This is a genomic window from Dysgonomonas sp. 37-18 (assembly GCF_001899125.1).
Taxonomy (GTDB): Bacteria; Bacteroidota; Bacteroidia; order Bacteroidales; family Dysgonomonadaceae; genus Dysgonomonas.
The window spans coordinates 1-23,198 of record NZ_MKVC01000004.1; the positions used below are offsets into that span (position 1 = coordinate 1).

The 23,198-nt window shown below is 36.7% G+C and carries 19 protein-coding genes; 16 read left to right on the forward strand and 3 right to left on the reverse strand.

Annotation, left to right across the window (positions count from 1 at the left end; genetic code table 11):
- Positions 1 to 252: 252 nt before the first annotated feature.
- From BGO84_RS01015 to BGO84_RS01030, 4 genes are all read left to right on the forward strand, one after another.
- Positions 253 to 1,425, forward strand: a complete 1,173-nt coding sequence (locus BGO84_RS01015; RefSeq protein WP_291026833.1) for a TlpA disulfide reductase family protein — start codon at positions 253 to 255, stop codon at positions 1,423 to 1,425.
- A 174-nt stretch (positions 1,426 to 1,599) separates the two neighbouring features.
- Positions 1,600 to 2,070, forward strand: coding sequence for a transcription elongation factor GreA (gene greA, locus BGO84_RS01020; RefSeq protein WP_135104445.1), 471 nt, complete (start codon positions 1,600 to 1,602; stop codon positions 2,068 to 2,070).
- Positions 2,071 to 2,074: 4 nt separating this feature from the next.
- Positions 2,075 to 2,476 carry an HIT family protein gene (locus BGO84_RS01025; protein WP_291026836.1) on the forward strand — a complete coding sequence of 134 codons (402 nt, stop codon included), beginning with the start codon at positions 2,075 to 2,077 and terminating at the stop codon, positions 2,474 to 2,476.
- 147 nt (positions 2,477 to 2,623) lie between these two features.
- Positions 2,624 to 2,965, forward strand: a complete 342-nt coding sequence (locus BGO84_RS01030) for a DUF1801 domain-containing protein (RefSeq protein ID WP_291026839.1) — start codon at positions 2,624 to 2,626, stop codon at positions 2,963 to 2,965.
- A 5-nt stretch (positions 2,966 to 2,970) separates the two neighbouring features.
- Here the strand turns inward: BGO84_RS01030 and BGO84_RS01035 are convergent, their stop codons facing one another.
- Positions 2,971 to 4,245 (reverse strand): peptidase U32 family protein, encoded by a 1,275-nt coding sequence (locus BGO84_RS01035; RefSeq protein WP_291026842.1) that lies wholly within the window; start codon positions 4,243 to 4,245, stop codon positions 2,971 to 2,973.
- Between the two features lie 470 nt (positions 4,246 to 4,715).
- Here BGO84_RS01035 and nrfH point away from each other — a divergent pair, with 470 nt between their 5' ends.
- The 5 genes from nrfH to ccsA all read left to right on the forward strand — a co-directional run bounded on the left by nrfH (position 4,716) and on the right by ccsA (position 10,254).
- Entirely contained in the window at positions 4,716 to 5,300 is a 585-nt protein-coding gene (gene nrfH, locus BGO84_RS01040; RefSeq protein ID WP_291026845.1) for a cytochrome c nitrite reductase small subunit, read from the forward strand.
- An 8-nt stretch (positions 5,301 to 5,308) separates the two neighbouring features.
- On the forward strand, positions 5,309 to 6,805 hold the full coding sequence (gene nrfA / locus BGO84_RS01045; RefSeq protein WP_291026848.1) for an ammonia-forming cytochrome c nitrite reductase: 1,497 nt from the start codon (positions 5,309 to 5,311) through the stop codon (positions 6,803 to 6,805).
- 73 nt (positions 6,806 to 6,878) lie between these two features.
- Positions 6,879 to 8,156, forward strand: coding sequence for an alginate export family protein (locus BGO84_RS01050; protein ID WP_291026851.1), 1,278 nt, complete (start codon positions 6,879 to 6,881; stop codon positions 8,154 to 8,156).
- A gap of 22 nt (positions 8,157 to 8,178) precedes the next feature.
- Positions 8,179 to 9,456, forward strand: a complete 1,278-nt coding sequence (locus BGO84_RS01055; RefSeq protein WP_291026854.1) for a cytochrome c biogenesis protein ResB — start codon at positions 8,179 to 8,181, stop codon at positions 9,454 to 9,456.
- A gap of 18 nt (positions 9,457 to 9,474) precedes the next feature.
- Positions 9,475 to 10,254, forward strand: coding sequence for a cytochrome c biogenesis protein CcsA (ccsA, locus tag BGO84_RS01060; protein ID WP_291026857.1), 780 nt, complete (start codon positions 9,475 to 9,477; stop codon positions 10,252 to 10,254).
- A gap of 80 nt (positions 10,255 to 10,334) precedes the next feature.
- On the opposite strand, the gene BGO84_RS01065 is transcribed toward ccsA, so the two are convergent.
- Positions 10,335 to 10,997 (reverse strand): Crp/Fnr family transcriptional regulator, encoded by a 663-nt coding sequence (locus BGO84_RS01065; RefSeq protein ID WP_252638821.1) that lies wholly within the window; start codon positions 10,995 to 10,997, stop codon positions 10,335 to 10,337.
- 210 nt (positions 10,998 to 11,207) lie between these two features.
- Between BGO84_RS01065 and hcp the strand changes: the two genes are divergently transcribed.
- The 7 genes from hcp to BGO84_RS01100 all read left to right on the forward strand — a co-directional run bounded on the left by hcp (position 11,208) and on the right by BGO84_RS01100 (position 21,805).
- Positions 11,208 to 12,860 (forward strand): hydroxylamine reductase, encoded by a 1,653-nt coding sequence (gene hcp, locus BGO84_RS01070; protein ID WP_291027146.1) that lies wholly within the window; start codon positions 11,208 to 11,210, stop codon positions 12,858 to 12,860.
- A 31-nt stretch (positions 12,861 to 12,891) separates the two neighbouring features.
- Positions 12,892 to 13,221, forward strand: coding sequence for a cupin domain-containing protein (locus BGO84_RS01075; protein ID WP_291026860.1), 330 nt, complete (start codon positions 12,892 to 12,894; stop codon positions 13,219 to 13,221).
- Positions 13,222 to 13,224: 3 nt separating this feature from the next.
- Positions 13,225 to 14,451: a DUF438 domain-containing protein gene (locus BGO84_RS01080; protein ID WP_291026863.1), complete on the forward strand. Its 1,227-nt coding sequence runs from the start codon at positions 13,225 to 13,227 to the stop codon at positions 14,449 to 14,451.
- A 6-nt stretch (positions 14,452 to 14,457) separates the two neighbouring features.
- Positions 14,458 to 14,964, forward strand: a complete 507-nt coding sequence (locus BGO84_RS01085) for a DUF1858 domain-containing protein (protein WP_291026866.1) — start codon at positions 14,458 to 14,460, stop codon at positions 14,962 to 14,964.
- Between the two features lie 239 nt (positions 14,965 to 15,203).
- Positions 15,204 to 18,095 (forward strand): PD-(D/E)XK nuclease family protein, encoded by a 2,892-nt coding sequence (locus tag BGO84_RS01090; RefSeq protein ID WP_291026869.1) that lies wholly within the window; start codon positions 15,204 to 15,206, stop codon positions 18,093 to 18,095.
- Between the two features lie 153 nt (positions 18,096 to 18,248).
- Complete coding sequence (locus tag BGO84_RS01095) at positions 18,249 to 19,922, forward strand: putative transporter (protein ID WP_135104431.1); 1,674 nt, start codon at positions 18,249 to 18,251, stop codon at positions 19,920 to 19,922.
- 104 nt (positions 19,923 to 20,026) lie between these two features.
- Positions 20,027 to 21,805 carry a L,D-transpeptidase family protein gene (locus tag BGO84_RS01100; RefSeq protein ID WP_291026872.1) on the forward strand — a complete coding sequence of 593 codons (1,779 nt, stop codon included), beginning with the start codon at positions 20,027 to 20,029 and terminating at the stop codon, positions 21,803 to 21,805.
- Positions 21,806 to 21,820: 15 nt separating this feature from the next.
- On the opposite strand, the gene BGO84_RS01105 is transcribed toward BGO84_RS01100, so the two are convergent.
- A complete protein-coding gene (locus BGO84_RS01105; protein ID WP_291026875.1) occupies positions 21,821 to 23,113 on the reverse strand; it encodes a folylpolyglutamate synthase/dihydrofolate synthase family protein in 1,293 nt (430 codons plus the stop codon).
- Positions 23,114 to 23,198 lie beyond the last annotated feature (85 nt).

The following is a 23,198-nucleotide window of genomic DNA, read 5'->3' on the forward strand; positions in this document are numbered from 1 at the left end:
CTCCAAATATTTTAATGCCTTTTTTTCAAAATATTTTAACCGAAATATACAAAACCCTTAAACAAAACTACTTAATCAATGATTGTTTTTTTGACTATAAGAGCATCCATCAAAAAGAGCAATCCTAACCTTACTATATTATATATATATGAAAATATTTTTGGAAAGAAACTCTTGCGGAGAATCACATAATAATTATAATTAATATCTTTGTTCCGCTAAATACTTATATAATTATAACATGCATTATACATGAAAACATTTCTTTTTTCCAAGTTATCTATTATTACTCTTGCGGTCATCACTTTTGCATCTTGTCAGAATAAAGGTCCTCATTTTACAGTAGAGGGTAAGATTGCCAATGCCGACACCACAATGCTATATCTAGAAAGACGGTCTTTGAATGAAACAACAATCATAGACTCAGTAAAACTAGATGCAGATGGGAATTTCAAATTTAAAGAGCCTGCATTAGGATATCCTGAATTCTATTTACTAAGAATCGATAAACAATCCATAAACTTAGCTATAGACTCTATAGAAACAATTACTGTACATGCTAGCAAACCTACATTTGCTTCGGAATATACAATAGAGGGATCTGAAGGCTCTGTGAAAATAAAAGATATTGTTTTTGCCCAAAACAAGCTTAGTCGGACTGTGTCTGATTTGAGAAAACAATTTGAAAGTAAAGAAATATCACAGGATCAATATGTCGCAGAAATTCAAAAAGCGCTGGATGAATATAAAACGAAAGCTAAAGATCTAATCTTATCTGACTCAAAAAGCTTAGCCAGCTATTTTGCTTTATTTCAAAAAGTAGATGGATATTTAATATTCGATCCTTATGATAAAAATGACTTGGTAGCTTTCAGAGCTGTTGCTACCGTTTGGGACCTATATAAATCAAAATCACCACGAGCAGAGCATTTAAAGACTTTTACGCTGACTACTTTGGCTGAGTTGAAACAAATGGCAAGTCAGGAAGAAACAATGAAAAAACTAGAGAATACCGAGGCTACAGATCACAGTGTGTTTTATAATATAACGCTACCTGATATAAATAACAAGGAGGTAAGTTTATCTTCATTAAAAGGAAAAGTTGTTATACTCGATTTTACTGCATACCAAACAGATTTTTCTCCGGCTCACAATATACTTATCAATAATGTATATAGTAAGAATAAAGGAAATGTAGAAGTGTACCAAGTATCTTTTGACACGGATATACATGCATGGAAAAATGCAGCAACAAATTTACCTTGGATATGTGTAAGAGATAGTAAACTACTCAACTCTGAATGGCTTGCAAAATTCAACATTCAGGGCTTCCCTACTACATATTTATTAAACAAGAATGGAGAGATTGTAAAAAGAATTTTATCTACTGATAACCTAGCTTCAGAAGTTCAAAAATTATTATAAAAGTATTTCCAAATATTTGAAAATACGAAAAATATAGTATATCTTTGTTTTTGATAAAATGAAAAAGGAAAAGGAGTTCTGGCCTTTAACGGCAGGAATTCTTTTTCTTTTTGTCGCTTTAAAAACAATCAAAAATTTAAAAAACAGTAGGAATTAATTTAATTTTTAATTACCATGGCTATCACTTACATGACCGCGGAAGGTTACAAAAAGTTGAAAGAAGAAATCAACACTCTTGAAACTACGGAAAGGCCTGCTATATCGAAACAAATAGCAGAAGCTAGAGACAAGGGAGACTTATCTGAAAATGCTGAATACGATGCAGCCAAAGAGGCTCAGGGGCTACTTGAAGCTAAAATAGCCCAAATGAAAAATCTATTGGCAAATGCTCGTCTGATCAATGAAGATTCAATAGGAACAGACGTTGTGCAAATATTGAACAAGGTTACAATACGCAATACGAAAAATAACCAAAAGATGACATATACAATCGTTGCAGAGAGCGAGGCTAACTTGAAAGAAAACAAGATGGCTGTAAACACTCCTATCGCGCAAGGATTAATGGGCAAAAAAGTGGGAGATATAGCCGAAATAAAAGTTCCTTCGGGAATTATGAGTTTCGAAATTATGGATATATCATTATAAACTTATGCCTAGTATTTTCAGTAGAATTGTTAAGGGTGAGATACCATCATATAAGGTGGCTGAAGATGAGAGGTTCTTTGCATTTTTGGATATAAATCCGATGGCAAAAGGACATACCCTTGTCATTCCTAAGCAGGAGGTCGATTACATATTCGATCTTGACGACGATATTTTAAAATATATGGTCATTTTTGCAAAGAAAGTTGCAAAATCTATTGAGAAAGCCATTACTTGCAAACGTGTAGGTATAATGGTTGTAGGCCTTGAAGTACCTCATGCTCATATACACTTGATTCCTATAAATAAAGAATCAGATATGAGCCTTTCAAATCCAAGAATAAAGATTGAGCAATTTGAATTTGAAGAAATTGCAAAAAAAATAGAAGAAAATATACAAGACTTATAACGAATATAATTCTGAATTGGTGGGAGTACATACTCCCACCTTTTTTTATTTTAGTTCATATTGAAATAATTTTAAATAAATTTGTAAGGCTTGAATTTAATTTTCAAGCCTTACAAATTTATTTAATTAGAACTAAAGATTATAATTATGCAAAATATAGATGAATATATAGCTTCATTTCCTGAGAATATTCAGGTATTGATGGATAAACTAAGAAGAACCATCAAAAAAGCTGCACCTGATGCAATCGAAAAAATCAGTTGGCAAATGCCCACCTTTCATCAGAATGGAAATCTTATACACTTTGCAGGTCATAAAAAGCACATCGGTTTATATCCGGGTGCAGAAGCTATTATTGCCTTCGAAGAAGAACTCACACAATACAAAACATCGAAAGGAGCAATACAATTGCCATTGGATAAACCTTTACCATTGAATCTAGTTACGAAGATCGTGAAGTTTAATATAAAAAGGAATCTGAAAAAATAATATTGCTATATCTTTTCTACAAACTTCTTCTTCCGTTCTACCGCTACTAGCTTAAATAGTTTGTCGGAAGGTCTGATTTTCTCATTCACTTTAATAGAGAACTTCTCGCCTTTTACTGTCTCTTCTACAGGTTGAAGGTCAACTCTAATTTCGTCTACGATCTGTGTTACTGCTCCTGTAGTAGGCCCGGTAATAAGTATTTCGTCACCAACCTTCAACGATTGTGTTTCCATCAAGAATTCGGCAACACCAAGATTTGAGAAATATTTAATCCCTTTACCTATGTATATTTTTCGTTTTGTTGCTCCTGAGCCATAATTGCTAGACCACTCTCCCAGTTTCTGACCAAGATAATAACCATCCCAGAATCCTCTATTAAAGACCGTAGCAAGGCGTTCGTCCCACTTTTCAATCTTTTCTTCAGTATATGTATCTTCACAATAGGCTTGCACCGCTTCTTTGTAGCATTCGACTACAGTACGCACATATTCGGGACCACGAGCACGCCCTTCTATTTTAAATACACGTACACCGGCATCCATCATTTTGTTCATAAAATGAATGGTTTTCAAATCTTTTGGAGACATGATGTATTCGTTGTCAATTTCAAGTTCGATATCCGACTCCTTATCTTTTACAATATAGCTGCGGCGGCACAGTTGATTGCATGCCCCTCTATTTGCAGATAAATCTCTTTCATGCAAGCTCAGGTAACATTTGCCTGACACAGCCATACACAAAGCTCCATGAGAAAACATTTCGATACGGATAAGTTCCCCTTTAGGACCTCTTATATTTTGCTCTACAATATCTTTATAGATAGAAGCCACCTGATCGAGATTCAGCTCGCGTGCCAATACAACAACATCAGCAAATTGCCCGTAAAACTTTAAGGACTCTGTATTCGTAATATTCAACTGTGTAGATAAATGAACTTCAACACCTATGCTGCGCGCATACATCATCACAGCTACATCAGAAGCAATTACGGCTGAAAGCTCAGCCTCTTTTGCAGCATTTACAATCTGGTGCATCAACGAGATATCATTGTCGTAAATTATTGTATTCACCGTCAAATAGCTCTTTAGTCCATTTTCTTTACATATAGCGGCTATCTGCTTCAAGTCATCCATTGTAAAGTTATTAGAAGACTTGGCTCGCATATTCAGCCCTTCTATTCCAAAGTAAATAGAGTTTGCCCCACCCTGTATAGCCGCAGCTAAAGAGTCGTAAGAGCCAACAGGTGCCATTATCTCAAAATCTGATATCTTCTTATTCATTTCTTTCTTTTGTATGTTTTTTTAGTGCTTCAAAAAAGCTGTGCGCAAAATTACCGCTTTTAGATGAAAAGGACAAATAGAGACCAAGCTAAACCTTAAGCAAATAAAAAGTTAAAACAAAGAACAAAATTCTTTGAAGAATAAAAAATAATTTGTATTTTGTCGTGAATAACAAACATTTATATACGTCTTTTATAACGGTTCACTCTCATACAACTAAAAAATCTGTATAAGTATCTATTACAAATAAATTATTTCAATAAACAGATACTCTATTCTTTAATATTATGACACGACTTTAATTATCCATTGAAACAGGATAACATATTTGGATAACTCTCAAAAGAGACGAAATGATATAAGTAGCTCTAAATTAATTAATAAAAAACAACACCACGTAACATTTGTTACGGAAATTATCATTTCTATATAATATCTTTGTTTTATAACAGTGTTCATTGGTAAATAAAATGAGAAAACTTCTAAATCTAATACCACGGAATTTTGTTGTTCCACTATTTGTTATAGCGGGAATCATAGCCGGACTTGGCGGATACACGGCCTATATGTCCCGGGCACATTCTTATCTGTCTGATGATCCCGAAGCTTGTATCAATTGCCATATTATGACCCCTTATTATCAAACATGGCAACACAGCGCACACCGAGAATGGGCCAATTGCAACGATTGCCATGTACCACATGATAATGTCATAAATAAATATGCATTCAAAGCTATGGATGGACTTTATCATGCTGCAGTATTTACATTAAATGCTGAACCACAGGTTATCCGTCCTCGAGATGCCAGTAAAAAAGTAATCATGGATAACTGCATTCGCTGCCATACTCAATTGAATACAGAATTTGTGAATACCGGTATGATAAACTACACACAGGTAAAAGAAGGTGAAGGAAAAGCTTGCTGGGATTGTCATCGGGAAGTTCCTCACACCATCGTGAGTAATCTATCTTCTTCACCGAACGCGATTGTTCCGTTACCAAAGTCAGCAGTACCGGATTGGTTGAATAATATTATGAAAAATAAAAAATAAGATCCAATATGTTAAAGAAATTAGCAGAAGCAATCAGGCGAAAACCGATCATTGGATGGGGGATTTTTGCGGTAGTAATGGTTTTGGTATTTATGCTTGGACTTTTAGCAGCATCTATTACAGAACGTAGAGCTGAAATAGCGACTCTGTATAATAATAAAAAGATAGAGATTACAGGAATTAATACCAATAGTGAAGAATGGGGTATCAATTATCCTCGTGAATACGATACTTGGAAAAAAACAAAAGAAATGGATTTCCGTAGTAAGCATTTAGGCAATATGCCTGAAGATGTACTCGAAAGCCGTCCCGAAATGGTTGTTCTTTGGGCTGGTTATGCATTTTCCAGAGACTATTCGGCTCCACGCGGACATATGTATACGATAGAAGATGTGACGCATACACTTCGTACCGGAACACCTGATCATGAACACAAAGATATGCAACCTGCTACTTGCTGGGCTTGTAAGAGCCCTGATGTACCACGAATGATGCATGAAGTAGGAATAGAGAATTTTTACAAAGCCTCATGGAGTCAGTTTGGCAGTGAGATTGTAAATCCTGTAGGTTGTGCCGATTGTCACGATCCTAAGACGATGAATCTGACTATCACTCGCCCGGCTTTGATAGAGGCCTTTGAGCGTCAAGGCAAAGATATTACAAAAGCAACTCCTCAGGAAATGCGATCTCTGGTATGTGCCCAATGCCATGTCGAATATTTCTTTAAGGGTGACGGTAAATATCTGACCTTCCCTTGGGATGGAGGTATGACAGTAGAATCGATGGAAGAATATTATGACAATGCAAATTATACAGACTGGGTGCATCATCTGAGCAAAGCTCCAATGCTAAAAGCACAGCATCCTGACTATGAAATTTTCCTTTTAGGACCACACGCTCAACGTGGATTATCATGTGCCGACTGTCACATGCCATATATGTCCGAAGGAGGCATTAAGTATTCTAACCATCAGGTAATGAGTCCGCTTAAAAATGTATCATCAACATGTCAAACATGCCATAGAGATAGTGAAGAGAATCTAAAAAATTATGTTTATCAATATCAGGATAAAGCATTAGAGATTAGAAACAGGATAGAAGTAGAACTTGCTAAAGCCCATGTAATGGCTAAAGCAGCGTGGGACAATGGTGCAGATGAAGCTAAAATGAAAGAGTCTTTGAAATTGATTCGTCAGGCTCAATGGCGTTGGGATTTTGCTGTGGCCTCTCACGGTGCATCCTTCCATGCTCCTGTAGAAACTCAACGAATCCTTGCTCATAGTTTAGACCGTACGCTACAAGCACAACTGGAACTGCAAAAAGTATTATTCACTCTTGGAGTTGCAGACGTTAAAATGCCAGATATTTCTACAAAATCAAAAGCTCAGGAATATATCGGACTGGATATGAAAAAGCTTCGTGAGGACAAAGATAAGTGGATTAAAACAACACTTCCTACTTGGATAGAAAAAGCCAAATCAGAAGGAAAGCTGGCTATGAACTAATTTTTTCTTACCTCAAGGGCGTCTGCATTCATCGAATATAGCATTTGCAGGCGCTTTTTAAACTATAATCATTATGAGAAAGATTTTCATAATAGGGTTGCTATTACTCCCTCTCACATTATTAGGACAAGAGAATAATCAAGAAGACATATTTTCCATATCGGCGCAACTACGATCACGGGGAGAATATCGCAATGGGGCCTTGTTCGCCAGAAATGAAGGTGAACACCCCGCTACTTTCATAAACAACCGTGCTCGAATCTCAATGGACTTTCAACGTTCAAATCTAGAATTAAAACTATCAGGACAGCACGTTGGAGTTTGGGGGCAAGATCCCCAAGTAGATAAAAATGGGCGTTTCATGCTAAACGAAGCATGGGCTAAATTAAATTTTAACAATGGATTCTTTGCCCAATTAGGAAGACAAGCATTATCTTATGACGATGAACGTATATTAGGTGGGCTCGATTGGAACGTTTCGGGACGCTATCATGATGTATTAAAGTTAGGATATGCGGATAAAATAAACACTTTGCATTTGATCCTGGCTTTAAACCAGAACGATGAAAAAATAAAAGGAGGAAGTTTTTATGAAGCCGGAGGACAGCCTTATAAAAATATGCAAACACTTTGGTATCACTATGGAAATAAAGAGACCCCATTCGGCATCTCATTACTTGCAATGAATCTGGGTCTTCAGTACGGAAGCGAAGAAGATTCATCCAACAAGTATATGCAAACCTTTGGGACTTATTTGACTTATATAGCAAATGGTTGGGATATCAAAGGTTCTTTTTATTATCAAACAGGAAAAAATAAGTCAAATAAAGAAGTATCAGCCTTTATGGGAAGTCTTTTTGCAGGTTTCAAAATAGACTCTAAATGGTCATTAGGTGTAGGCAGTGACTATCTGAGTGGAAACAAGCAGGATGACACAAAGCAAAAAGCATTTGATCCGTTGTATGGTACACACCATAAGTTCTATGGAACAATGGATTACTTCTATGCTTCTTCATTTGCGAATGGTCTCAATCCGGGGTTATGGGACAACCAACTTGCCATTTTCTACAAGCCCTCGAAAAAAGTCGATCTATCTTTGAATTATCATTATTTCTTGACTGCAAATGAAGTTGTTGTATCAAATGAAAAAATAGACAAAGGCTTAGGTTCTGAGTTTGACTTTCAGGTAAATTGGTCAATCATGCCTGATGTAAAACTTATGGCAGGCTATTCGTTCATGCTTGGAAGCAAATCGATGGATGTAGTAAAAGGCGGATACCATAAAAGCTGGCAAGATTGGGGATGGGTATCTATAAATATAACACCTAAACTATTCTCGACAAAAAAATAATAGCTCTCTTCTATATAAACAGATGGAAAAAACAAATAATCGAAAAATGTGGCAACAGTCTTGGGGATATCCTGAAAGCATTGTTGCTACGTGCGGAATCCTTTTGGTCGGATTTCTCCTTCAACTCACAATTGGTAATTTTAATTTTTATTTATTGGCATTCCCTTCCAATCTCTTGGTTGGAGGTATTATACTGATTTTATGTATTCTTTCGCTTTTTGTTCGTAAGAACCATTTCATACTATGGTTTAGTGGTATTCCCTCTTCAGTCTGTTTAATCTCAGCATTACTCATTCTTACGATCATCATGGGGCTTACTCCACAAACGACAAGCCATACGGACGAAGTTTCGGAAAACATATTTTCAAGTCTGGGTTTCGACAGTATGACAAGTTCATGGGCTTTCATACTCATTTACTTTATCACCCTATTATCACTTGGCTGTCTTATCGTTCGCCGTTTATTTAATTTTCGCAAGAAGGACTACGCATTTTACTTAAACCATATCGGACTATGGATTACACTTTTCGCCGCAGGACTGGGACATGCTGATATTGAACGTTATCTGATGCACATACGTGAAGGAGAAGTAGAGTGGAGAGTTTATGATGAAGATGAAAACGTAAAGGAATTACCGATTGCGATACAACTAAACGATTTTGATATGGAGGAATATCCACCCAAACTAACTATTATAGATCGCAAAAGTGGAAAACCTCTGCCAGAAGACAAGCCGGACTATTATCAGATAGATACAGAGATAGCTCAAGGACAACTTAATGGATGGAAGATTGAATTGAAAGAATATATCCATCAGGCAGTACGCAATAGCGATAGTACCTATAGGGAGGTACCTATGCCCGGAGCAACTCCGGCTGCCAAAATACGAGCATTCAATGTATCTCAAGGTAAAGATACCACCGGATGGATATGCGGAGGAAATCAGGCACAACTTTATATGACCCTTCCCCTCGATGAACACCAGTGTGTGGTAATGAGCGTTCCCGAGCCAAAACGATTTATGTCGGATATAGAAGCATACACACCTGATGGCACAATAAAAAAAGGAACAATAGAAGTAAATAAACCAATGCGTATAGGAAGTTGGACAATCTATCAATACGGATATGATAATCAGGCCGGACGCTTATCTTCATACAGTAGCATGGAACTTGTATACGACCCTTGGGTTATACCGGTATATATCGGATTTATTTTTATCGCTCTAGGTTCAATCGCTTTAATTTGGAATGGCAGATTGGTTAAGCATAGAAGTGAGAATGACAACAACAAAGAATAATAGTATTAAGATAAGAATATGAATTGGAATAATTTTATATGGTTTGCACTTCCTGCTGTAATACTCTGGTTTTCTGCCGGAATTATAGTGTATCGATCACAAAAGCGATTAGCTGATATATTAATGCTATGTGGTATTGCTGTATTTGCAGCATTTATCACAGGCTTTTGGATACATATCGAACGTCCGCCAATGAGAACGATGGGTGAAACTCGCTTATGGTATTCTTTCTTTCTGTCTTCGGTCGGATACCTAGCGTATCGCAGATGGAAATATCCTTGGCTATTATCTTTCTCTGCATTGGTAGCATCAGTTTTTGTGTTTATCAATTTATTTAAGCCCGAAATACATTCTAAAAATTTGATGCCTGCTCTTCAAAGCGAATGGTTTGTACCTCATGTCACATCCTATATTCTTTCTTACGCTATGTTTGGAGCTGCTACTATCGGAGCTTTTGTGCAATTACGAAAAGTACACCGTAATGGTTATTCTGATGAAAAGATATTCAATTTTATAGATAATATCGTTTATGTAGGATTTGGATTCCTTGTATTAGGAATGCTGATGGGTGCTGTATGGGCAAAAGAAGCATGGGGACATTATTGGTCATGGGATCCTAAAGAAACATGGGCTTTTGTTACGTCCATGGCTTATCTCGCGTATATACATATACGGTTGTATGGTAAATATGATAAAGTTGCGCTTTGGGCGTTGCCTATCGCATTCATATTACTGATGATAACTTGGATTGGGGTAAATTATCTACCGGCCGCACAAGGGAGTGTACATGTATATTGACAATACAGAGCTATATAGATAGAATAGAAAATTCGGTTCTCTATTATTATAGAGTAAGACAAAAGATATTCGGATATCAATTATCCTAACAATTCTTTTATTTCATTATAGTTTAGTATTTTACCTTTACCTCCTTCAAATTCTATGATTCCACTGGCAGCCATTTCTGAAATAGCTCTGGATAGGGAAGGACGTTCTACACCAAAATACTCGGCAAGAGATGCGATGCTTTTCCCTAATTCAAAAGATCCGTTTTTATCGTGCTGTAAAATGTAATATGCTATTTTAGCTTTAATTCCTTTTTGTGAGAATATTTTGAGCCTTTCGGACAAGAATTGGACACGATCGGCATTGAAGGCCATAAAACCTCGCAAAAATCCGGGACATTTAGCCATTTGTTTCTCCACAGAGTCTTTGGTGATAAATAAGATTTCGCTATCATCAAGAGCTATCACATCCACAGGAAAACGATTATTTTCCGCAAAAATAAAAGCAGCAGCCAAAGGATAAGGAGCTGAAATTTCTTCTACTGATAGAGTAAGCCCCGAATCGGAAACTATCTCTGTTTTTACTTTCCCTTTTGATAACATATATAACTGTGAAATAACATCGCCCTGATAGGCGATATATTCTCCTTTTTTATAATGCTTTATAGTATGATCTATCGTACACTTTAGTCGAGCAATCTCTTCTTGAGATTTTTCACGACACATTGTACAGAAAAAGAGTAAGTCAGAGTTCATAGTCTTGTAATTTTTTACAAAGTTACAAAAAATAATTCACAGTCGTAACAAATGTTACGATTTTAGTTTTACTACCATCGTATGTTTGCATAGGAAATAACAGGTAGTCACAATAATCAGGAGTTAAATTTACTATATAACCAATTTTTCAGAAATAAAGGAATAATCATTCTATAAAAAATAATTAACTAAAAAACTAAGAATATGAATATGTTTTGTTATCAGTGTCAGGAAACAGCTCACAATACAGGCTGTACGGTAAAAGGTGTTTGTGGAAAAACTTCGGAGGTTGCTAATCTTCAAGACTTGTTAATGTTTCTTCTCAAAGGAATCTCATATAGTACAGTAGAGTTACGTAAAGCAGGTGTAGAAATATCCGCTTATACAAACCGCTTTGTAATGGAGTCATTATTTATGACAATCACCAATGCAAACTTCGACAAAGAGCGTTTCGTAATACGTGTACGTGAAGCTATAAATCTGAGAGACGAACTTTTACTCGAATTAAAAGCTAAAGGAGGCAACACTACACCCAACCTAGATTGTGACTGTATTACTTGGACTACCGAAAGCGTAAAAGAAATGGAAGTGAAGGCTGGAAATGTAGGAATCCTTGAAACTAAAAATGAAGATATACGCTCGTTGCGTGAACTTCTTATCTATGGAATCAAAGGGATGGCAGCTTACGCTGAACATGCGTCAAATCTGGGATATGAGGATGATGACATCCATGCTTTTATGCAAGAAGCTTTAGTTGCAACAACCCAAGAATTAAGCGGAGACGAGCTTACAGCTCTTGTGCTTAAGTGTGGTGAATATGGTGTAAAAACAATGGCTTTGCTTGATAAGGCAAATACTTCTACATACGGAAATCCTGAAATTACCAAAGTAAATATCGGAGTTCGCAATAATCCTGGTATTCTTATCTCTGGTCACGACTTGCGTGATATGCAAGACCTATTAGAACAAACAGCAGGAACAGGCGTAGATGTCTACACACACAGCGAAATGCTTCCGGCACATTACTACCCTGCATTTAAGAAATATAGCCATTTTGTAGGCAACTATGGTAGTGCTTGGTGGCGTCAGAACGAAGACTTTGAATCATTTAATGGCGTAATACTATTTACAACTAACTGTATTGTACCTCCACGATCTACGTCAACCTACGCAGATAAAGTATATACTACCGGTGCATCAGGGTTTACCGGCTTCCAACATATAGAAGACAGAAAAGACGGGCAGCCTAAAGATTTTTCAAAATTGATAGAGCATGCAAAACAATGCAAAGCTCCTACTGAAATAGAGTCTGGAGAAATTATCGGAGGATTTGCTCACGCACAGGTATTTGCTCTTGCTGATAAGGTCGTTGACGCTGTAAAAACAGGAGCTATACGGAAGTTCTTTGTAATGGCAGGTTGCGATGGTCGTATGAAAGGACGTAACTATTATACTGAATTTGCAGAAAATCTACCTAAAGATACAGTTATCCTTACTGCCGGTTGTGCTAAGTATCGCTACAACAAATTGCCTCTGGGTGATATAGGTGGTATTCCTCGTGTTCTCGATGCCGGACAATGTAACGACAGTTACTCTCTCGCTTTGATTGCGCTGAAACTTAAAGAAGTTTTTGAACTAAATGACATTAATGAATTACCGATTGCATACAACATTGCATGGTACGAGCAAAAAGCTGTTATCGTTCTTCTTGCATTGTTATCACTCGGTGTAAAAAATATTCACTTAGGGCCAACACTCCCGGCATTCTTATCGCCTAACGTGGCTAAAGTGCTGGTTGATAATTTTGGTATTGGCTCTATTACCACACCTGACGAAGATATGAAGATGTTTCTTGCTTCATAATGTCAGCACATAATTACATAAAACATTAAAAATGGAAACAAATACATTCGCTAAAGCAACCGTATTCAATATTGCGGGGCAAATCGATTATTCCACAGGAGGAGTAGTAAGCAAACAAATACTTAAAAACCGAGCAGGAAATGTTACATTATTTTCCTTCGACAAGGGACAAGGACTTAGCGAGCATACAGCACCTTTCGATGCGCTTGTACAAGTACTGGATGGTGAAGCTGAGATTCGCATAAATGGCGAACCTCACAGGGTAAAGGCAGGTGAGATTATTATAATGCCGGCTAACATAACCCATGCACTTCAAGCTGTGGAGTCTTTTAAGATGTTATTAACCATGATAAAAGAATAGGCGATGAGCGAGCTAATCAATAATTCCGAAAAAAGAAAAGAGTTACTTAAACATCTTATTCTTCAATTACATAACGGCGAAGCTCCCGAACAAGTGAAAAGCCATCTGATAAATTTACTACACTCGGTTCCATACAATGAGGTAGTAGAGGTAGAGCAGGAATTGATAGCTGAAGGTCTTCCCGAAGAAGATATATTACGTCTCTGTGATATACACACGGCTGTACTCGACGGAAGTATAGATACATCAACCGCCAAAGGTGTACCTGATGGACATCCTGTAGATACTTTTATCAAAGAAAACAGAGAACTGGAAAAGCGCATCGACCTGACTTATGGGATGTTCGATGTGTTGAAAAACTTGAAAGATAGTGACATTGCAGATTATACGATGGGATTGCGAAGCCTCTTTAATCAACTATCGGATGTAGATAAACACTATTTGCGCAAAGAGTATTTACTGTTTCCATTTCTGGAGAAGGCAGGAATTACAGGTCCACCGAAGGTGATGTGGGGAAAACATGATGAAACCCGGGAATTATTGAAAGCCGCTCATGAAGCTCTCAAAAGCGAACTGACAAGAGAAGAGCTGGAAACGGTTTGCTCGTTGGTTTTGCAACCTGCAATCGATGCAATAGAAGGCATGATAATGAAAGAAGAACAAATTCTATTGCCGATGTGCTTGGATACACTCACTGAAGAAAATTGGTATCAAATACATAAGGAAACAACGATATACGGTTTTTGCCTTTATGATCCAAGCGTAGAGTGGAAACCCGAACGTGTAAAGCAAGAAGAAGCGATCTTTATGCCGGGTAATGCAATTAAGCTATCTTCAGGCAGCTTCGATATAAAAGAGTTAGAAGCTCTTTTTGTTACTCTTCCGGTAGATATCACTTTTGTTGATAAAGATGATAAAGTAAAGTTCTTTTCTCACAGTCCTAATCGTGTATTTGAGAGAAATCGTTCTATTATCGGGCGTGATGTACGTATGTGCCATCCTCCCCACAGTGTTCATATCGTAGAACAAATCATTGATGACTTCAAGACCGGCAAAGAAAACAAAGCCGCATTTTGGATATCTAACTTCAAAGGACGCTTTGTGCATATAGATTATACCGCTCTCAGGGGACAGGACGGAGAATATTTAGGCGTGATAGAAATTACTCAGGATATAACCGATTTGCGAAAGCTGGAAGGAGATCAGAGGTTACTTTCTTATTCAAAATAAAGAGTCATGGATATTAATCTACATATAAAGGTTTCTGATTTGCTGGATGCATATCCTCAGTTAGAGGGTACACTATTGGAACTTTCTCCTGCATTCTCTAAACTGCGGAATCCTATTTTGCGCCGTACTGTAGCAAAGGTTACGACATTACAGCAGGCTGCAATAGTTGCGGGCATCTCCCCTATTCTACTTCTTGAAACACTGCGCCAAGCCGCCGGGTTGCCTATTGATAACAGTAATGAATCAATAGATATAGAGAATGAACAGAAAAATAAGCCGGAATGGTTTGGCGAAATGAATATCACAATTCGGTTTGATGCTCGTCCTATTATAGAGTCTGGAGAAAACCCCATGCAAGAGATTATCCGGTTATCAAAGGAATTGCAAAACAATCAGATTATGGAATTAACTGCACCATTCAAGCCCGTACCAATCATGGATTTGCTAAAATCAAAAGGATTTGAAGTATGGTATAATAACGGTAAAGCTTATTTCATGCAACAAAATCAATGAGCCTTGTAAGATTATAAAAATTAAACATTTAACCAAATTGGCAAAGGGGTGCATACTAAATGCATCCCTTTCTCATAAGAGAACCAGAATCTTTATAGTCGTGTAAGGAATCTATTTTAATTATAAAGCACTTCATCAAGAATAAAAACTTTACCCGGTAATCTTTTGAAGAAAATAATACAGCCAATGTCTTAAATTCGTATTTTTGTATGTAATTGATTTACCTACTTTCTAAAAAAATGATTCCTTTTCTATACAATGTAGCTCAAGCATACTATAAGGCCGATGGACAAAATATAAGTCGTTATACTTTTGTTTTTCCGAACCGTAGAGCCGGAGTCTTTTTCCAACATTACTTATCGCAGATAGCGGATAAGCCTATTTTTTCGCCCCAAATACTGACAATAGCAGACTTGTTCGAACAACTAAGTCCATATAAAAAAGCAGATCGCATTGAGATGCTTTTTATGTTGTTCAATATATACAAACAGGTAGGTAAGACCAACGAAACATTCGATGAATTTCTATATTGGGGAGAAATGCTGCTCAATGATTTTGACGACATCGATAAATATTTGGTTGATGCACACCAACTGTTCAGAAATATAAAAGACTTAAAAGATATTGACGCCGGATTTTCATACTTAACCGAAACACAGATAGAAGTTATACGACGTTTCTGGTCAAACTTTTTGCCTGTAGGAGAAAATGACAAAAAGAAAGACTTCCTCGAAATGTGGGAAGTACTCTTTCAGCTATACTCTTCTCTAAGAAACCAACTTGCAGAAAAAAATCAAGCCTATGAAGGAATGATTTTCAGAGATGTAATAGATTCTTTTTCAAAGAATCCGGATTATGAACTTCCATACGAAAAAATAATATTTATAGGCCTAAACGGGCATAGCAAATCCGAAGAGAAATTACTTAATTACCTCCATAAAAAAGGTATTGCCGATTTTTATTGGGATTACTCATCACCTTTAGTGCGCGATCCTCAGAACAAAGCATCTTTCTTTATGGATAAGAATAAGGTGCAATTTCCGTCTCAGCTCGCGTTACAACCGGAAGAATTAAGCCTTGATCAACCGACAGTGGAAGCTATTGGCATTCCGTCATCCATAGGACAAGCTAAATATGTGCATACAATCATCAAGTCTTTGTTGGCAGAAAATCAGATAGTGTCATCCGATCAAGCTATGAATACAGCGTTAGTGCTACCTGATGAAAATCTTCTATTGCCAACGCTGTACTCCATACCCCAAGAGATAGATAAGATAAACATAACAATGGGGTATAGCCTGAACAATAGTTCTGTTTCGGGACTGATGGAACACATTTTTGAATTGCAAAAGAATGTAAGAAGATCCGAAAATAGCGCAGGCTTTTATTACAAACCGGTATTGGCTATACTCAATCACCGATATATAACGAATATAGCCGAACAGGAAGCTAAACAACTAAGACAAAATATACTTCAATACAATAAGATTATAGTATCGGTCAAGGAATTAGAAATTCATCCGTTATTTAGTCTCATATTCAAAACAATAGATAATTGGTACGATGCACCTGAGTATTTAAAAGATATATTATCAACACTAAGGAGATCTTTGTATAATCAGAAAGAAACAGAGAACGAAGAAGAGCAAATAAGTGCCCGTTCGGTAGACATTGAAGGCGAATTCATTGTGGAATACTACAAGACGATCAATAAAATGAACGATGCTTTGCAAAATGTATCCTTTGAAATTAAAATTGATACGTATTTCAAATTATTGAAAAAGTTGATAGTAAACATCAGCGTGCCTTTTACGGGAGAGCCTTTATCTGGATTACAAATTATGGGAGTGCTCGAAACTCGTGCTTTAGACTTCGACAATCTTATTATCCTATCGATGAATGAAGGTATCTTCCCTCTCAAACGTGCTACCAGTTCTTTTATACCATATAATCTTCGAAAAGGATTTGATTTACCGACTTACGAGCATCAGGACAGTATTTTTGCTTATCACTTTTATCGTTTGATAAACCGGGCTAAACGAATTTATCTTTTGTATGATACTCGCACCGAAGGCTTACAATCGGGCGAAGTGAGCCGCTATTTTAAACAGATAAAACATTTATATGCCAATTCATTCGATATAAGGGAAAAGCTCACTGTTTATAAAGTTTCTTCTACCGAGAGTCTTCCCATTTCAGTATCTAAAACTCCTGAGATACAGGAAAAGATGAATGTGTTTTTGCAAGGAGGAGACAAACAACTATCTGCCAGTGCTATCAATATGTATCTCAATTGTCCTCTACAGTTTTATTTCTCTGTAGTAGAAAACATGGCAGAAGAGGATGAGGTAGTGGAAACAATAGAGGCCAGTATGTTTGGAACAATTTTTCACTCAATAATGGAATGGTTGTACGATCCATTTAAGGGAAAGATGATTACTGCGGACTTGTTACACAAGATCAGAAAGGATGAAAAGCTGCTGACAGAAAATATAGAACGATCTTTTGCTGAAAACTATTTTAAAACTGACAAAATAAAAAAATTGACAGGGCAGAATTATCTGACCGGAGAAGTGCTTCGTAAATATATCAAACAAGTTTTAGTTACTGATGCGGGACTTACACCTTTTATCTATGTCGACTCAGAAGAAAGAATAAAAATGGAATATACTCTACCATCGGGGAAAGTTGTATCCTTAAAAGGATTTATCGACCGTGTAGATGAAGTTAAAGGCCGTACCCGTATTATCGATTATAAGACAGGAAAAGGAGTATTACGATATAAAGAAATGAAAGATCTTTTTGATAAAGATCTTAAAGATCGCCCTAAAGCAGTGATGCAGGTATTTATGTATTCACATCTTTATATGCAAAAATATCCGAATAAAATAATAGAACCAGGCATATACTATCTCCGAAATCTATTCGATGCTAAATTTGAGCCGGGAGTAATTAATAAATCGGGACGCAACGATGACCATATAACAGACTTTTCAATGTATAGACAAGAATTCAAAGAGTACTTCGATACGTGCCTCGATGAGATATTCGACCCTGAAACATCATTTACGCAAACACCTACCGGAGAAGCTTGTAAGTGGTGTATATTCACAAACATTTGCAAGAAATAGGAAGTCCACAAATTATCATTAACAGCTTCTGTAATTGAATAATGAGAGACGGAAAATATATATTCTTCTCTCTTTTTATTTTTCACATGCGGATATTGGCTCTTTCACATTAAATGTTTTACCTTTGCAGTCCATTTCTAAGTAGTAAATTGTATGGATTGGTTTATGAAAACCATAATAGAATCACCATCGGTTCTATCAATTATAATTATATCTATAGTTTCTGCTGTTGGACTACAGCTAGGAAAACTAAAACTCCTCAATATCTCTCTTGGTATTACTTTTGTCTTCTTTGTTGGTATCGTTATTGGTCACTTCAATTTCGACCTGAACAAAGACATGCTCAACTTTGCTCAAAATTTTGGACTGATCCTTTTTGTATATGCATTGGGATTGCAAGTAGGTCCGGGATTCTTTTCATCTTTAAGGGCTGGAGGATTGCGTATGAATATGCTTGCCTTGGGAGTTGTATTTCTAGGACTAATCCTCACCGTTATATTCAGCTATGCGAGTGACATATCCCTTCCTAATATGGTAGGAATATTATGCGGTGCTACTACAAATACACCGGCTCTTGGTGCGGCTCAGCAGGCATTACAACAAATTAGCGGAAATCAAAGGGTAATAGCCGACATGGCCTTGGCTACAGCCATTGCCTACCCATTAGGGGTAGTGGGAGTTATTCTGGCTATAATATTTCTTAGAAAGTGCTTTGTGCCAAACGATGAATTTGCGAAGCTATCAGAAAAGAAAGAAAATGAAATGCACGTAGGTGAATTTCATATAACTAATCCGGCTATAGAAGGAAAATCGATAGTTGATATAATGAAATTAACGGCTAAGCATTTCGTTATTTCACGTATCTGGCACGATGGTATAGTTACTATTCCTACTTCTGCGAGTATTCTCAGACATAATGACCACTTGCTTATTATATCTAAAAAAAGCGATGTAGAACATATCAAAGTTCTATTTGGAGAACAAGAAAACGTTGACTGGAATAAAGAAGATATAGACTGGAACCACATAGACAATAGCCAATTAGTATCACGAAGAATCATTATCACCAATAGCAAAATAAACGGTGAGAAACTCGGAAGCTTGAAACTGCGCAATAATTATGGAATAAACATAACACGTATTAACCGTGCAGGTATAGACCTATTAGCATCATCGGATCTTATGCTACAAATTGGAGATAAACTCACTGTAGTAGGAGAAAAAGCATCGATAGACAATGTTGCTAAAATACTTGGTGATGAGGAAAAGCGACTGAATACACCAAATCTGATAGCAATATTTCTTGGAATCGCACTAGGTCTTATACTAGGAGCGTTACCTATACCTTTTCCGGGAATGGATTTTCCAATCAGGTTAGGGATTGCCGGCGGTCCTATTATTGTAGGAATTTTGATGGGATCATTTGGCCCTCGATTTCATATTACTACTTATACAACGCAAAGTGCCAATTTACTGATGCGCCAGTTTGGTTTAACAGTATATCTGGCTTGTCTGGGTATCGGAGCAGGAGAACACTTTTTCGAAACAGTATTCCAAACCGAAGGATTGATATGGATTGGTTTTGGCTTTATACTTACAGTTGTTCCGGTACTTATTGTTGCTCTGATAGGGATGAAAGTATATAAGATCAACTTTGCCCGGAATGTAGGAATGCTATGTGGTAGTATGGCTAATCCGATGGCTTTAAGCTATGTCAATTCTACTATCGACGGTGATGAACCTGCCGTTGCTTATGCTACAGTGTATCCGGTATCCATGTTTGCTCGAATCGTTTTCACACAATTGTTGCTGATGCTATTTTTTTGATATAACGATAATAACATCAGGCACCTTAACACGTTTGTACTATCATAACTTTTTGTATAATTTTGTCTTTATAAAAACACTTGTACTTGATCAACTTTACTTTTATGAAAAAAACATTATCCATTTCTTTAGTCTTAGCATTCTTAATTTTTAGCTTCACGGACTGTAAAGAAAAGGAAACTACAAAGCTTAGCGAATCGACAAATAAACAGGTAGCTAAGTCTAAATTTGCACGACTATATCCCGACTATAATCCTCAGCAGATAAAAGAGACTATACATGAGCTTATTCTAAAAGACTCCCTATTGCTGCCATTTTATACCGAAGATGTATATCATCCTGTTTGGTCACATGATACATTAGACGTAGCGAGAATAAAGGACTTTGTTTCTGTTCTGAAAGAAAGTGATAAACATGGTTTATCATCAGAATATTTCTCTGCGAGTAGAATAGAAGCTATTACAGATTCCATAGACGCAGGATTGTATAACCTTGACGATCTGTATAAAAAGATGGTTGATCTGGAACTGACTTCTACTCTGACTGCTGTAAAATACATCAAAGGGATGAAATACGGTTTTGTCAACCCTAAAAAATTGTACAAAAAAGATTATGATATATCAGTATTAACCGCCGACTCTGCTTTCTATCAAGAGATATATAAGGGGTTGAAAGAAGATCCGATCTCTAGTATCATTAATTCTGTGCCTACAGACCCGATCTATCTGAGACTTCAAAAAGAATACCAAAATCTGAAAGATAACAAAGAACAAGGATTTAAAAAGATAACAAGTACAGAAACCTATAAGTTGGGAGATAAAAATAAACATATATCTGAAATTGCCAGAAGATTAGCCCTAACAGGAGAATATATTATGGAAGAAGGCGACTCTATCGGAGATGATTCTTCAGATATGATCTTGGATGAAAATCTGCTCGAGGCAATAAATGTATTCCGAAAAAAGAACTCATATCCGGAAGAAAAAGAAGTAGGCAAGCTGACTATAGATGCGCTAAACAGGCCATTGGATTACTATCTCGAAAAGCTACAGGCTAACATGGAACGGTATCGTTGGAAAATGACAAAAGCAAAGCATAACAAGCATATCGAAGTAAATGTTGCATCGGCATATCTTATGGCCACGGAGCAAGATAGCCTTCCTCTGATCATGAAGGTTTGTGTTGGCACTGCTACTAATAAAACGCCTTTATTACAAAGTGATATCAGCTACTTGAATCTGAATCCGATATGGAATATTCCAACAAGTATAGCACAGAAAGAAGTAGCAGTATTACAAAAAAAAGATCCGACATACATTAAGCGTCACAACATGAAACTGTATAGGAACGGCAAAGAAGTAGATATTACGACTATAAACTGGAAAGAAGTCGACCCTTCTAAGTTTTCATATACAATTCGTCAAAGTCCCGGCGAAAGTAATGCTCTCGGCTTAATAAAATTCATGTTTAACAACGCATTTTCGGTATATCTACACGACACCCCATCTAAAGCGGCATTCGGAAGAAAAAATAGAACCGTAAGTCATGGATGTGTCAGAGTAGAAAAGCCTTTCGATCTGGCTTTCTTTTGTATGTCGACAACATCAGACGACATATACAAAGATCAATTATTTTATAGTATAGATAAACAACCTATGTCAAAAGCAGGAAAGAAGCTCGCACAAGAAAACAAGTTAAAAAAGCTCCCAGATATTCTTAATCCTAAAGACAAGATTTCTTTATTCATCGATTATTACACAGTCTATATGTATCCTGACGACGATATGCTATACTATGCTGATGATGTGTATGGATATGATAGTGCAATACTCAACGCACTAAAGCCGCAACATAGTAAAGTAAAAAAAGAGCAAAAGAATTAATACCCTGTATTGCTTCTATTCATAGCCGAATTCGATAAGTGCATCAGCTACAACGAAGTTGCTTCCTCCTATAAATATAAAATCACTTGGTGTAGCCCAATCTTTTGCTGCACGAATAGCTTCTTTCACTGTAGGATATGAATAGCCTGTAAGCCCTTTTTTGACAGCAAATTCTTGCAAGCTTCGTTCGTTCATCGATCGAGGTACAGACGCTTTAGTAAAGTAATAAATAGCCTTTTTAGGGAGTAAGGATAATACAGATGAAATATCTTTGTCATTTACCATACCCAGAATAATATGTAAGGTATCATAACGCTCGTTTACAAGCTGTTCTGATATATATTTCATTCCGGCTTCATTATGCCCTGTATCACATACAATTTTGGGATTATAGTCTTGTAATATTTGCCAGCGTCCCATTAGTCCGGTATATTCATTCACATAGGCAAAACTATTATATACAGCCTTCGATGGTATTACATAGCCCTGTTTTTGAAGTTCACGTATAGCACATAGTACTGTCGCCGTATTTTTTATCTGGGCATAACCCGAAAGTTCACCTTTGAGCTGCTGATAGTATTTTGTATCATACAACCACCCACTGGCAGTACGCAAGCTTGAGTGTATCAGTTTTTCATCTTCTGCAAAAATGATAGGCGCTCCTACCCTCTCTGCAGTATCTCCAAACACCTTACGGACATCACCTTCTGCCTCTCCAATAATAACGGGGATATCCTTCTTGATTATACCTGCTTTTTCAGCCGCAATTTTCTCTAGTGTATTGCCCAAAAATTGCATATGATCGAAGCTAATATTGGTAATTATACTCAACACCGGTGTTATAATATTAGTACTATCCAGTCTTCCTCCTAGTCCGACTTCTATTATTGCAACATCAACATTTGTATCGGCAAAATACTGAAAAGCCATCATCATCGTCAATTCAAAGAAAGAAGGCTGTATAGGCTCATAAGCCTCTCTGTGTTTTGTAACAAAATCCAAAACATATTGTTTCGATATCTTCTCTCCATTTACACGGATACGCTCTCTGAAGTCAACTAGATGCGGAGATGTATATAATCCAACCTTGTAACCAGACTGTTGCAACGTTGCGGCCAAAAGGTGAGACGTAGATCCTTTCCCATTTGTTCCTGCAATATGAATCGTCTTATATCGGGTATGAGGGTGTGAAAAATATTTATCAAGGGACAGACTGTTATCCAATCCTTCTTTATAGGCTGTACCTCCTACTTTTTGATAAACAGGTAATTGATTATATAAATATTCTAGTGTTTCTTCGTAATTCATTATAAACTATTCTTCTATCTTTTTCTTTATCCGTTGTAATACAATGGAAAATGACATACTTATCAAACCTCCAAATAACGTAATA

Coding starts and splice junctions, on each gene's coding strand:
- nrfA (WP_291026848.1), top strand. CDS start 5,309: ATGTTAAAGAAATTAGCAGAAGCAATCAGGCGAAAACCGATCATTGGA.
- ccsA (WP_291026857.1), top strand. CDS start 9,475: ATGAATTGGAATAATTTTATATGGTTTGCACTTCCTGCTGTAATACTC.
- BGO84_RS01055 (WP_291026854.1), top strand. CDS start 8,179: ATGGAAAAAACAAATAATCGAAAAATGTGGCAACAGTCTTGGGGATAT.
- nrfH (WP_291026845.1), top strand. CDS start 4,716: ATGAGAAAACTTCTAAATCTAATACCACGGAATTTTGTTGTTCCACTA.
- BGO84_RS01035 (WP_291026842.1), bottom strand. CDS start 4,245: ATGAATAAGAAGATATCAGATTTTGAGATAATGGCACCTGTTGGCTCT.
- BGO84_RS01100 (WP_291026872.1), top strand. CDS start 20,027: ATGAAAAAAACATTATCCATTTCTTTAGTCTTAGCATTCTTAATTTTT.
- BGO84_RS01090 (WP_291026869.1), top strand. CDS start 15,204: ATGATTCCTTTTCTATACAATGTAGCTCAAGCATACTATAAGGCCGAT.
- BGO84_RS01085 (WP_291026866.1), top strand. CDS start 14,458: ATGGATATTAATCTACATATAAAGGTTTCTGATTTGCTGGATGCATAT.
- BGO84_RS01105 (WP_291026875.1), bottom strand. CDS start 23,113: ATGAATTACGAAGAAACACTAGAATATTTATATAATCAATTACCTGTT.
- BGO84_RS01050 (WP_291026851.1), top strand. CDS start 6,879: ATGAGAAAGATTTTCATAATAGGGTTGCTATTACTCCCTCTCACATTA.
- BGO84_RS01075 (WP_291026860.1), top strand. CDS start 12,892: ATGGAAACAAATACATTCGCTAAAGCAACCGTATTCAATATTGCGGGG.
- BGO84_RS01080 (WP_291026863.1), top strand. CDS start 13,225: ATGAGCGAGCTAATCAATAATTCCGAAAAAAGAAAAGAGTTACTTAAA.
- BGO84_RS01015 (WP_291026833.1), top strand. CDS start 253: ATGAAAACATTTCTTTTTTCCAAGTTATCTATTATTACTCTTGCGGTC.
- BGO84_RS01030 (WP_291026839.1), top strand. CDS start 2,624: ATGCAAAATATAGATGAATATATAGCTTCATTTCCTGAGAATATTCAG.
- BGO84_RS01095 (WP_135104431.1), top strand. CDS start 18,249: ATGGATTGGTTTATGAAAACCATAATAGAATCACCATCGGTTCTATCA.
- greA (WP_135104445.1), top strand. CDS start 1,600: ATGGCTATCACTTACATGACCGCGGAAGGTTACAAAAAGTTGAAAGAA.
- BGO84_RS01025 (WP_291026836.1), top strand. CDS start 2,075: ATGCCTAGTATTTTCAGTAGAATTGTTAAGGGTGAGATACCATCATAT.
- hcp (WP_291027146.1), top strand. CDS start 11,208: ATGTTTTGTTATCAGTGTCAGGAAACAGCTCACAATACAGGCTGTACG.
- BGO84_RS01065 (WP_252638821.1), bottom strand. CDS start 10,997: ATGAACTCTGACTTACTCTTTTTCTGTACAATGTGTCGTGAAAAATCT.